We start from the raw sequence: 12,528 nt of genomic DNA, 5'->3' as shown, positions 1-12,528 counted from the left end.
TGCGTGTGTGGGTTGTCCGCCAGTAACCAGTTACGTAGAAAGTGCAGCGGGCGTTGCAGCAGGCGCACGAACAGGCCTATCTGCGATTGTGGTTGGTGTGTTGTTCTTAGCGGCAATTTTCCTATCTCCACTTGCTGGCATGATCCCCGCTTACGCAACCTCTGGCGCGTTGATTTACGTAGCGTTCGTGATGATGAGCAGCATGCAGCACGTTGATTGGAAAGACTTCACCAACGGTGCTCCCGCAGCCATTACAGCGTTAATGATGCCTCTGACCTTCTCTATCGCGAATGGTATCGCACTGGGTTTCATTACCTACACAGTGCTGAAACTGGCGACAGGTAAAACAAAAGACGTCTCGATTTCGATGTACTTCTTAGCGGCTATTTTTGTCGCGAAGCTCGTGTTCATCGGTTAATCACCCAACGTAACTATCGCTTGGCTTGTTCGCAGGCCGAGCTATCAAGACACATGCTAAAACAACATTTTTAAGAAAAAGCTAATTGTGCTAATCAGCGGGAAACACAGGCAGAGGAATATCAAATGAAACTTCTGTACACCCTAAATGAAAGACCGCCTCACGGCTTAACCTTCCTACTCGCATTACAGCACATGCTCGCCTCGATTGGTGGCATCGTCGCTGTTCCCCTTATTGTCGGCGCGTCAATTGGCTTGCCTAACACCGAGATCGTTTCATTGATCAATGCTGCGCTGCTGGCGTCAGGTATTGTGACCGTCGCTCAATGTCTCGGTTTTGGCCCTGTTGGCATTCGACTGCCCGTGGTGATGGGTTCGAGCTTTGCCTTTTTGGGCGTCGCCATTTCAATCGGCAACGAAGGCGGTGTCGCCGCGATCATGGGCTCAGCGCTTATCGGCTCGTTCGTGGTGATTGGTGCCAGCTTCTATATGGACAAGGTTCGGAAACTGTTCCCAACCGTGGTAAGTGGTGTAGTGGTTACCTTAATCGGCTTAACCATTTTACCGGTTGCCATGAACTGGGTCGGAGACTCTCCTGCCAACACAGAACAATTCGCCACGCTGCCAAAGCTGTTTCTAGCACTGATCTCTTTGGGGATTGTGGTTGGCGTATCGGTTTACTGTAAAGGCGCGGTTGCCGCTTCGGCCATCGTGATTGGTTTAGCGGGCGGTTATATTGTGGCGCTATCACTCGGCATGGTCGACCTTGAGCAAATCAGCTCTGCCGCTTGGGTTGGCGGACCTGAGCCCTTCAAATATGGCTTTACGTTTTCTGCGAGTGCCATCATCAGCATGAGCTTGGTGTACATCGTGGTTATCGCCGAAGCAACAGGTGACTTCATGGCACTAGGCAACAACTGCCAAACCCAAGTCAGCGGTAAAGACTTAAAACGTGGTCTATTAGGCGATGGACTTGGTAGTACCTTATCCTCGATTTTAACGGCAATGCCACTGGCATCGTTCAGTCAAAACGTCGGCATTGTAGGTATCACAGGTGTAGCAAGTCGCTATGTAGTGGCTGCAACCGGTGGTTTACTAATTTTAGGCGGTTTATTCCCGAAATTAGCCGCTATTGCCGTCACAATTCCGAAACCTGTTCTAGGTGGTGTGGGTTTTGTGATGTTCGGAATGATTGCCTACGCGGGTATCCGCATGTTGATCAAGGCCGCAGACACCAAGCGAAATGCCTTGGTAATCTGTGTTGGTTTAGCGTCTGGCTTAGCCGTCACTTTCGAACCAAGATTGCTGCAACACTTGCCGCATGATCTAGCGAACTTTCTTCACTCAGGCATCACTACCGGTACTATCATGACGGTGCTATTGAACCTTGTTTTACCAAAGTCTTCACGAGCAGAAGAGCAAGAAGCACTGGCCGAAAGCCAAGCGCAAGTTGAGCTAGAAATGAAAGAGCAAGCTGAAGAAGAACGACACTCAGACGAGCAATTAGAGATTCAGCAAGCAAGTACAGAAGCAGACGTTCAAGCAGCATCAGATGACCCTGAGCCAAAAACGAACTAGCTGGTTCACTGACTAACGTAAAACCTATTTCCGTAGGATCAGGGCTGATTAGAGCATTGAACGTTTTAACGCCCTGATTCGAATTTATCTTTCAACAGCAAATACCAATAAAGACCCTCTTCCCTGAAAAGGCTGAGATGGCTAAGGACTACTATGAATGGAAACCATCTGGATTAAGAATCCTCTCGCAATCTACACTGGCTCACTGGCTGATGCAGAAGGCGGTATTGTCATTAAAGGTAATACAATCATTGAGCTGGTTGGCAAACACAAAGAACCGACCTTACCCGTAGATTACAGCGTCGACGCCTCTCGTCATGTTGTGACTCCTGGGCTTATCAATGCGCACCACCACTTCTATCAAACCCTAACGCGTGCCTACCCCGGCGCACTCAATAAAGAACTCTTCCATTGGCTACAAAGCCTCTATCCAGTTTGGGCCAACCTCGATTCGGAGATGATGAGCCTTGCCACAGAGCTGGCGCTGGTTGAGTTAATGATGTCGGGCTGTACCACAGCGTCAGACCATCATTACTTGCTGCCAAACGGGCTAGAGCACGCCATCGATTTACAAGTTGAGGCCGCAGAGAAACTAGGTGTAAGAGCGATATTTACGCGCGGCTCCATGAGCCTTGGGGAAGATGAAGGTGGGCTACCTCCACGACACACCATTCAAACCGAACAAACCATTATCGATGACAGCCAACGCTTGATCCGCGATTACCACCAGCGTGATGAAGGGGCGATGATTCAAATCGCACTCGCACCTTGTTCGCCGTTCTCAGTCACTACCGATCTAATGAAAGAGACCGCTAAGATCAGTGAGCGTGAGAACGTGATGATGCACACTCATCTATGCGAAACGCTCGATGAAGAGGACTTCTGTATCGAGAAGTTCGGTCTACGCCCTGTCGATTACCTAGAAGATGTGGGCTGGCTGAATGAACGCACTTGGCTTGCACACGGCATTCACTTCAATCCAGAAGAGATCAAGCGCTTGGGTAAAGCAGGCATTGGCATCAGCCACTGCCCTACTTCCAACATGATGCTGGCTTCTGGTATTTGTAAGAACAACGACCTTGAAGCCGCTGGCGTGAAAGTCGGGCTAGGCGTGGATGGTTCGGCCTCTAATGACGGCTCAAATATGATTGCCGAAGTACGCATGGCGATGTATCTACAGCGCCTGCAGTATGGCTCTGCCAACGTTTCACACTTCGACGCACTGCGCTGGGCGACATCAGGCTCGGCACGCGCAATGGGTAGAACGGATATCGGTACGCTAGAGGTTGGTAAACAAGCCGACATCGCGATGTTCAAGCTCGATGACATTCGTTTCTCTGGCAGCCACGATCCGCTGGCAGCACTACTACTCTGCGGCGCTCAACAAGCTGATAAAGTGATGGTAGCCGGAAAATGGCGAGTTAACGATGGAGCAGTAATTGGAGTAGACATGGAGCAACTGATGCACCGCCACCACGCTGCTGCAATGAAGCTCGGTAAGCTGGCGATGAATAACAACTAACTAAGACACTTGCCCATCAAACACTGCAAGCAGAAGTGAGTGGTTTTGATGGGCAAACACCCAGAACATCCGCAAAGATTCTAAAACCCCATAAACATTCGAAAACACCCGAAAAAATCAGCAGGCATGATTGCCTCTCAGGCTATGTATTAGTCAGTTTACTTAAATAGTTCCATCCCTATCAGAACGAAATATAAACCTTCACTAATTGAAGACAAGCTAATTAAATACAATCTAATTTAATATTAACTAATAAAACATTCACTAATTAAACTTTCGATTAATATAAAGCAACCCGTACATTATCTGGCACAGATCAAATTTAAAACGCTCGTTCTATTTATATATTCATCAAATTAATCAACAGATTTAGTAATAATGGAAATTATGAGGATAATTATACTTTTATCACTTATCGCATTTATGAATAGAATAAAAACCTCTCGAGACCTTTCCATACCTAGCCTGACAAAAGACACAAGAGTAGTGACTTAAATATCATTAAATTCAATAGATCAACAATCAATCAATATGAATCCAAATATGTGATCTAAATAGAACTTTTCATTATAAATCTACTATAGATTGACCAAATCTTATAAAAACAAAAAACACATTAAAGGGGTCTATTTTAAAAACAAAAAATAATTATAAGAATAACAATATAAAACTATTCAATAACCCTTCATAAATATTTAAAAATGCCATCAAATGGTAGGGGGATTATTGTCTTTGTAAAAAGCTAATAACAAATCTAACAGGGCTAAACGATGAAAAAAATCACTAAAACACTCGTACTATCTTCGATTTCAATTGGGCTACTTTCTTCTTTTGCTTTCACTTCTCAAGCAGCGCCAGTTCAAGTTAACCAAGCGTCAGCTGAACAAAACATACCTCAAGTCACCTACGATACGATAATCGGTGAGAATGGCGTCTTTATTGATTTAGATACCGACAACTTTATTCTCAAACAGCAAGAGTGGTATCAGATCCAAGCCTATGTCGAAGGTGCTTTAGCACTGCCTGTGACAGAAGCCAGTATGAAGTCGACTTTAAGTATTCCTAACGACATTCCTTTCTCTAATTTTCAAGCACTGGTCGAGCAATACTCAAACATTCACGATACTGCCTTTTATTGGAAAAAAGATCTTTATCCAAGCATCGTTGGCCTTTCATTAAGCTTGGCCAATTACGCACAAATTAAAGACTACATGCTCACCCCTTTGAGCGATGCTTTGAATGAAATGTTGGCCAAAGCATTCTCGCCACTGCCGGAAGATATAGAAGCAGTAGAACGCAACAGAAAAATGGCGATTGCTTACCTAAAAAGCCTGCAGAACTTTTCCATGAAATACCAACAAGAAGTGTCTGACGTTGGCGGAAGTCTATTGGAATTTTCAGCCACACTGGACACGCAAAAATTGCAGCTAGATGTGTTGGAAGGTACCCATAACGGTTATCTAAGCGATGATGGCAGTGCGCTTCAGCAACGAGTGAATGACATCAATGCACGTATCACTCAACTCAACAAAGATTACACTCACTACGTTACGGTCGCCTCTACCGCAGTGACTTATGCTTGGTTCCCTCTGGTTGCAGGGCCAATTATGGGCGTCTACGGCGATAAAGCAGAAAAAGCACGCAAACTTCGTAACGAATTACAAAACGAAGTAAAAGAGCTTCAAGAGCAGTTAACTTACACGCAAAAAATATATAACTCTTATCATCGCTCTTCGGAGAGTATCGAGATAATTTCTCAGCAAATTGAAAATGCGATTCCACATATTAATAAGCTGAAACTGAATTGGCAGAAAATGAATGCCGACTTCACTTCACTGCTCGTTGCACTAGAACAAGCTCAAGATAATGCCGATATCATGAGAGACGATACCATGCTTGGTGCGATAGGCGCGCTTGCCAATACAACAGTTGCAGAAAGTAACTGGAGTAATATTAGTGAGAAAGCAAAAGCGTTCGCAAACAATGCATATATCCAAAAAATGGATTAGTCCCTATACCTATCGAAAAGTAGCGCGACAGATAAAATCGACGCTATATACAGAAACGCTATACACAGCAACGAAACTGCTAAAAATATAACAAGATAGCCAAATTACCTTCCGAATAAGAAGCCGCACCTTAAGCAAATTAAGGTGGCGGCTTCTGCTACCCAAAATTTGGTGACTACTAATTTCGACAGGACATAAATATGAGACTTCTACCTATTATTATTTCTCTTTCATTTTCTCCACAGGCTTTTTCTAGCGACTGGCTTGAACTGAACAATTTACCCAATTCAACCGAATACCCAACCTGGGTTCAATCTGCCTATTCCGATGTTGGCGTCTTATCGCGTTCAACATCCGATTTACACATCAACCTAAGTGACTGGATTGCAGAGCAGAACCTCTATGTCACTAAGCCTTTAAAAGTTGTCATTTTTGCAGATACGATTGAGGTTCCAGAGAACTTCAACTTGCTCGTAAATAACCAAAACATCCTGATTTTTGCGCGTAAAATCGTTGGCCAAGGCACGCCGACATTTGTGCTCGGACAACAAGGCTCTGCTGCCTCAATTTCTGTGATTGCGGGCGAGATAGAGACACCGATTAATGTGCTCGCTTTCCAAAGCGATGGCAGCATTACACGAGACGCTCTAGCAGGAAAAACTGGCGATGGTGAATCTGTAGTATTAGCAGGAGAGCACTACCGAAGAACCACCATCGACTCGAACATCACAGGGCAAATGAAATTGGCTTCTGAGCCTTTTACAGACATTGTTAATCGTTCTTTTGATATGGCCGCCAGCTTATACGATACCAACCCAGAACTTAGCCTCGACCTCATCAACTGGGTTGAGCAGAGCTTACGTTACTCAGGTTCAGTGGTAGAAGACGACCCAATCCTTTCAGACCTTTACTTGCAAACCGTCGCGTTCAAACAATTCATTAGCTTCAGTACCAAAGAGAGCCACTATGTACCTTATCTCGATAAGGTGTTGTACCAAGATAAATACGAAGCGTATCTGAAAGCGATGGTCGCGTATCAAGCTCAATGGAACATTATTCAAGATAGAAACACGGTCATTGAAGACAAGATTGAAGCGGCTAAATTGGCACTCGCTAACATCGAAGACGTTCTTAGAGCACAAACTTCAATCATCACACAAACCCAGTCCAACATAGACAAGATAGGCGATAGCCTGACCGAAGTAGATAGCCAATACAAAGCTCAGGAGTTAGTGACTCTCGATGCAAGAACGACTTATCTAGTTGGCGTAGAGAATTGGAAAACCCAGCAGCAACTCAACGCAGCTTTGGCGATTTTCAAAGCAATAGCCGAGATTGGCAGTGCAGTGAGTGGCGTGTTCACAGGCAACCTTTCAGGGGTCAATGACCTAACCGAGCAATTGGCTAAAACCCCAGAAGCATTAGAAAAAGCGAAAAACCTCGTCACCAATATCAAGTCTGTCACGGGCATTATTGATAGCGTCACCAAAACGATTTCTGGTATCTCTCAGCTCACCGCGGATATTAAATCAACCATCAAGTTCCAGAAGATATCCGAAGCGATGGATGGCTTTAACTTCAATATCCCAACCATCAATGAAAGCAATCTAGCGTGGGATCTGATGATCACCGAGATCCGCAGCAACTTAAGATATGCCGATAGCTTAGGCATTAAAGGGACAAGACAGTACTTACTAGAGCTAGAGAAACAGGTGCTTCTGGGTAAGGCAATTAACATCACCCAGCTTAACTTTGCTCAGGAACAAGCAAAGTTGGTCGACTTGTTGTTAACCAATAACGTAACCATCAATCAACAACAAAGACTGAATGATGCAATTGGGGGTTATCAGATAGATACCGACAACTTCGATTCGATTGAACGTGAACTGTCGAGAGTATTGATGCACTTCAAACGTCCGATGTACGTTGCTTTATCTAACTATGTTCAGGCATACGAATATTGGGCATTGAAGCCAAGCGAGATCACGCCTTCTCTCAACAAAAGCTACTTGGACTACCAGTTTGATTTGGCGTCCATCGAAAGTGAGTATGTGAATGCTCTGTCTTCTTTCCAACCCGCGCCACAAGATTTCACCATCGATAACTACACCATTTCCAGTCCAGAACAACTCGAAAGCTTTGCAACAACCGGACAGCTCAACTTCTCGATTCCATTAGAGCAAGTCCAACTCTGCTCGTTTGACCGCGTTAGGCTATCCACGGTACGAGTGTTCTTAGAGGGTGAAAACTTACCTTATGGCAAGCAATTCAACCTGCGAGTCTCCAGTTCAGGCAACTATGCCGATCGATACGAAAATCAAGATTACCAGTTCAGCTCTAACCCCGTTTCACGCGCGTTCTACTATCGCCTAGATGATCCAACCACCAATGACATCAGCATCATTAGCGATGGCGCCGTAGCGAATGAGTTCGAATACGCGTACTTCCAGCCCACCCCATTCACTTCATGGAATGTCACGCTTAACAACTTTGATAAAACCGAGCAAGCGAACAACCAGTACCTGAAAGATATCGAACAGATTCGCGTCGAGTTCTTAGGTAGCGGTATTCCTAACGGCAACAGTTGCTCCAATTAGCTAAGTGCTGCTTTAATTAATAAAGTGCTTCTCTAACTAACCAAGTGCAACCTCAATTAACCAAGCGTTGCTTTAATCCAAGGAGCTGAGGTTAAGGAGTAAGGTTCTGGAGAGAGTTCGTAACAAAAAAGGCCGACATGATGTCGGCCTTGTTACTTCTATTCGATTTTTAGAATCCGATTCACGGCCTAATCCATCAAGCTCTTAGACTTAATCGCCTTCTTAGAAAGCTCTTCGGCAAACGCTTTGATATCTGATTCAAACTCATCGACGCTTTGGCGGATTTCATCCAATTGAACCGTCTGCATCACTCGGTTTTCCATCACGATTTGGCCATTAACGATGGTCGTGTCGATATTGCTTGGGTTCGCTTGGTAAACCAAAGTCGCGTATGGGTCGTAATTAGGCATCATGTTCGCCGATTGTGTCTCTACAATCACGATATCCGCCTTCTTACCCACTTCAAGAGAACCAATTTGATCTTCCATGTGTAGGGCTTTTGCACCACCTAAGGTTGCCATTTCAATAACCTGTTCAGGGATCATAATGGTGCGGTCTGAATGCTTTAAGCGCTGCATATTAGCTGCGTAACTTAGGGTGCGCATGATATCGACTTGGTTTGAGCTCATTGGGCCGTCTGTTCCCAAGCCAATACGCATGTCAGCACGGTACATCTCCCACGCAGGTGCAATGCCTGTCGCTCCTTTGGCGTTCGCCATTGGGTTGTATGAGATACCTGCATCTGCTTGTTTCAATAGCTTTTGGTCATTCTCTGAAAGGTGGATACCGTGAGCAATCACAACACGCTCATCAAGTACGCCGATTTCATCCATGTATTCAACTGGCGATGTCGCTTTGGTTTCGTCTTTGATGCGCTTTTCTTCATTCGGGAATTCAGCAACGTGAATCAACACAGGCACATCGTATTGAGCAGACAGTTTATTGATTTCTTGCAGCTTATCTTTGCTCACTGTGTACACTGCATGTGGTGCATAAGCAGGCGTAATTAGCTCATCGTTTTTGTATTGTTCGATAAATCCCTTTGCGTAATCAATTCCGCCGTAAGGTTCTTTGGCATCGACCACCGGGAACTTAATCACGGTTTCGCCGAGCACAGCACGTAAGCCAACTTCTTTGGTCGCTTTTGCCATTTCGTCCATGTGGTAATACATATCGGCGTAAGTGGTTACACCGCTTTGTGCTAGTTCGATAGAGCCAAGCTTAGTTGCGTTGTAAATCAGTTCACGGCTTAGCTTTTCGGCTTCTAGAGGAAAGAAGTAAGCGAACAAGCGGTTCGAGATGCCCTCTTCTCCTAAGCCGCGGAACGCGATCATAGGTAAATGGTTGTGTGCATTGACCATGCCCGGCATAACGATTCCGTCTTGAGCATCAATCACCTTTTCAGCGCGGTATTGAGTCATCAAATCCTCGTTACCGACTGCGATGATCTGGTCGTTTTTCACCACTACCACGCCATCTTCAATCACATCCATTTCTGAATTGATGGTGAGAACCTGCCCGTTGGTGATGATCAAGTCGGCGTTGTATGTTTGCGTCGTGACTGTTGAACCGCAACCTGCAAGCAGAACTGCGCTGATGGTGCATGCCAAGCTTTTAAGCGTCATTGCTAAACCTTAATGTTATGCGTGTAATATTGTTAGCGACTTCATCTATAAGTTTCCAGCTTTTCGCTTTTCAGAAGAGTAAGTGCCGCCAATTTTCGCGATACTATAACCTGTCATTTAAATAAAATGGCATACCTAATCGAACCAAATTCAAGATAAATGAGTTATTGCACAACGGGTCACAAAAGTAGCTTTGCACATATGCTCACTCACATGCACAAACAAAAAAGGCCTGCAATCGCAGACCCAAAAAACATTCAAATAACGTTAGCTTTTCACACCACACCCTTTAATCACTAGCTGTGTGATGAACTCAGCGGCATCTTCATAGTCCTTATCATCGAGCTTATCTTTCTGCATCACGCTGCAAATCTGCCAGCCAAAATCAGCGTAGGTTTGAGTAGCCGCCCAGATGGTAAACATCAGGTGGTGTGCAGGGACGTCATCCATTAAGCCTTGTGCTGACCACGTTGAGAACTTATCGAGGATCATCTGGGATTGCTTATACAGCTCATCGCCAATCTCTTTCGGCAATACTTTAGCGCCAGACATCACTTCATTGGCAAATACCTTAGAGGCATGTGGATGATCGCGAGAAATGATCAGCTTGGTTTGAATATATTGAGACAAGGCTTCAACAGGATCGCTGAGCTCTTCAATCGGACGAGACGCTTCTAGTAAGGGCTGAGTGACGGTTTCAAGCACAGCGTTGTAGAGCTTATCTTTAGAGCTGAAATAATAGAATACGTTAGGTTTGGGAATGTCGGCCGCTTTTGCGATGTCAGCCATTTTTGTTGCGGCATAACCATGAGTGGCGAATTGTTCACACGCGACTTCGATGATTAAATCTTGATTCTTTTGTCTGATCCTAGACATATTGCATCCTTTACAGCTCGTTACTAAAATCATAGTAATCAACGTGCTTCATTAGTCCAGAAGATAATCTCAGAACTCAAGGTCACCGCATTGATAACAATAAAATGGCCGCTCTATTTGTTAAGAAGCGACCATTCCATACCGTGTTTTTGAACTGTTCAAGTTAAAGAATCAATATCGCTCTGAAGTCATTCACATTGGTCAGCGTCGGCCCCGTGGTAAGAAGCACATCGACTTGCTTGAAGAAGTCGTAGCTGTTGTTAGCATCGAGATAGTCTTGCGCTTTAAGCGACAAGCTCGAACCTTGTTGCCATGTTTGTGGGGTAATCCACGCGCCCGCATTGTCTTCCACGCCATCAATCCCGTCGGTATCAGCAGCCAATGCAAATATGTTGTCTTGGCCTTTAAGCTCGTTATATAGGCTCAACAAGAACTCACAGTTACGCCCACCGCGACCATTGCCTTTAACGGTTACTGTGGTTTCGCCACCGGAAAGTATCACGCAAGGCGTCTCAAATGGGTGCTTGTGATTGGCCACTTGCTTAGCCAACGCAGCGTGCACCTTCGCAACATCTCGCGCTTCTCCCTCTATGCAATCACTCAACACATAAGCGGGAATGCCTAAGCCTTCAGCTTCTGCTGCAGCGGATTCCAATGCCGACATCGGGGTCGCGATAATATGGTGCTCTGCATTTTTCCAACATACGTCATCTGGCTTTACGGTTTCTGACTCTGGATTATTTAACCATTCAAATGCCGTGCGTGGTGTTTCTATTTGGTAACGCTCTAAAATTGCCATCGCATCAAAACGCGTGGTGGTGTCGGGTACGGTTGGGCCAGAGGCAATCACACTAATGTCATCGCCCGGCACATCTGAAATCGCCAAAGATACGACTCTTGCTGGGTAAGCAGCCTTTGCTAGTCGCCCACCTTTAATCGAAGATAAATGCTTGCGAACACAGTTCATCTCATCAATGGCAGCGCCTGATTTAAGCAACGCCTTATTGATTTGTTGCTTCTCTGCTAGGCTGATGTCACCACCGGGCAAACTTAGCAAAGCAGAGCCACCGCCTGACAGTAGGCAAATAACCGTGTCGTCAGCACTCAAACCACTCACCAATTGCAGCATACGTTGGCTTACCTCTAAGCCCATCGCATCTGGTACTGGATGCGCCGCTTCAATCACCTCAATGTGTTCGCAAGGTGCGGTGTGCTCATAACGAGTCACCACTAAGCCTTCAAGATCACGCAGTGCGAGATCTTGCTGTTTCTTTGCCTGCCAAACCGCTTCAAGCTCTGCGGCCATCGACGCGGCTGCTTTTCCTGCTCCTATCACCACAGTACGCCCGGCTTGATTAGCAGAGCGATAAAAAATGTCTTGAGGAAGAAAAGGTTCGATGTGATTTTTAGGTAGCACCTGATTAACAGCACTTGAGAAAAGGGTTTGTAGAAACTGCTTAGCATCAATGTCCATCAGCCACTCCTTAGTTGACGGAGAAAAAAAGAACCCCGATACAAGGCCAAAGGGTGCCTGCTAAGATCAAGTTGGAAAGGAACAACTTCAACCTCTGCCTCGTATCAGGAACGCGTATAAAAGGAGACGAAACTACGCGATTTATAAACAAACTGTTGGGCTACGAATCGATAGCAGCCTTAATTAATTAGCGAATCGAGTGGTCAGAACGTTTCTCAATCGCTTGGATAAGCGCAGAGTGGTCCCAACCTTCGCCGCCCATTTCGGCACACTCACCAAATAGCTCTTGTGCATTTGCCGTATTCGGCAGTGCAACCCCTAGCTCTTGTGCGCCCGTTAGCGCTAACTTGAGGTCTTTTTGGTGAAGCGAGATTCTAAAGCCTGGATCAAAGGTACCTTCAACCATACGCTCACCGTGCACTTCCAATAT

The 12,528-nt window shown here is 45.5% G+C and carries 9 protein-coding genes; 5 read left to right on the top strand and 4 right to left on the bottom strand.

Translation table 11 applies throughout. The features are described 5' to 3' along the window. The 5 genes from AACR09_RS18010 to AACR09_RS17990 form a co-directional block, all read left to right on the top strand. Window positions 1-418: solute carrier family 23 protein (locus AACR09_RS18010; protein WP_228010740.1), on the top strand; the 418-nt coding region annotated here is incomplete at its 5' end. Between the two features lie 125 nt (window positions 419-543). After that, window positions 544-1,995, top strand: a complete 1,452-nt coding sequence (locus tag AACR09_RS18005; RefSeq protein WP_017083061.1) for a nucleobase:cation symporter-2 family protein — start codon at window positions 544-546, stop codon at window positions 1,993-1,995. Window positions 1,996-2,152: 157 nt separating this feature from the next. Then, a complete protein-coding gene (locus AACR09_RS18000; protein ID WP_017095078.1) occupies window positions 2,153-3,517 on the top strand; it encodes an 8-oxoguanine deaminase in 1,365 nt (454 codons plus the stop codon). 770 nt (window positions 3,518-4,287) lie between these two features. Beyond that, window positions 4,288-5,526 carry an alpha-xenorhabdolysin family binary toxin subunit A gene (locus AACR09_RS17995; protein ID WP_017083059.1) on the top strand — a complete coding sequence of 413 codons (1,239 nt, stop codon included), beginning with the start codon at window positions 4,288-4,290 and terminating at the stop codon, window positions 5,524-5,526. A gap of 200 nt (window positions 5,527-5,726) precedes the next feature. Beyond that, a complete protein-coding gene (locus AACR09_RS17990) occupies window positions 5,727-8,123 on the top strand; it encodes a hypothetical protein (RefSeq protein ID WP_193835490.1) in 2,397 nt (798 codons plus the stop codon). Window positions 8,124-8,311: 188 nt separating this feature from the next. On the opposite strand, the gene AACR09_RS17985 is transcribed toward AACR09_RS17990, so the two are convergent. The 4 genes from AACR09_RS17985 to AACR09_RS17970 all read right to left on the bottom strand — a co-directional run. Next, complete coding sequence (locus AACR09_RS17985; RefSeq protein WP_102489261.1) at window positions 8,312-9,748, bottom strand: amidohydrolase; 1,437 nt, start codon at window positions 9,746-9,748, stop codon at window positions 8,312-8,314. Window positions 9,749-10,015: 267 nt separating this feature from the next. Further along, window positions 10,016-10,624, bottom strand: coding sequence for a TetR/AcrR family transcriptional regulator (locus AACR09_RS17980; RefSeq protein ID WP_017076969.1), 609 nt, complete (start codon window positions 10,622-10,624; stop codon window positions 10,016-10,018). A 163-nt stretch (window positions 10,625-10,787) separates the two neighbouring features. Next, the gene (locus tag AACR09_RS17975; RefSeq protein ID WP_193835489.1) at window positions 10,788-12,098 is read right to left on the bottom strand and encodes a glycerate kinase type-2 family protein; all 1,311 of its coding nucleotides are present in this window, start codon (window positions 12,096-12,098) and stop codon (window positions 10,788-10,790) included. Window positions 12,099-12,285: 187 nt separating this feature from the next. Then, the coding region (locus tag AACR09_RS17970; RefSeq protein ID WP_228010739.1) for an NAD-binding protein at window positions 12,286-12,528 on the bottom strand (243 nt) is incomplete at its 5' end.

It is taken from the genome of Vibrio sp. OPT20, assembly GCF_963889365.1.
In the GTDB taxonomy this organism is placed as follows: domain Bacteria; phylum Pseudomonadota; class Gammaproteobacteria; order Enterobacterales; family Vibrionaceae; genus Vibrio; species Vibrio splendidus.
Note: the sequence above shows the minus strand (reverse complement) of the source record. Positions and strands in the feature narration are given on the sequence as shown.

Bases quoted from the DNA above. Each gene is read 5' to 3' on its own strand.
- AACR09_RS18005 (WP_017083061.1), top strand. From the start codon at position 544: ATGAAACTTCTGTACACCCTAAATGAAAGACCGCCTCACGGCTTAACC.
- AACR09_RS18000 (WP_017095078.1), top strand. From the start codon at position 2,153: ATGGAAACCATCTGGATTAAGAATCCTCTCGCAATCTACACTGGCTCA.
- AACR09_RS17995 (WP_017083059.1), top strand. From the start codon at position 4,288: ATGAAAAAAATCACTAAAACACTCGTACTATCTTCGATTTCAATTGGG.
- AACR09_RS17990 (WP_193835490.1), top strand. From the start codon at position 5,727: ATGAGACTTCTACCTATTATTATTTCTCTTTCATTTTCTCCACAGGCT.
- AACR09_RS17985 (WP_102489261.1), bottom strand. From the start codon at position 9,748: ATGACGCTTAAAAGCTTGGCATGCACCATCAGCGCAGTTCTGCTTGCA.
- AACR09_RS17980 (WP_017076969.1), bottom strand. From the start codon at position 10,624: ATGTCTAGGATCAGACAAAAGAATCAAGATTTAATCATCGAAGTCGCG.
- AACR09_RS17975 (WP_193835489.1), bottom strand. From the start codon at position 12,098: ATGGACATTGATGCTAAGCAGTTTCTACAAACCCTTTTCTCAAGTGCT.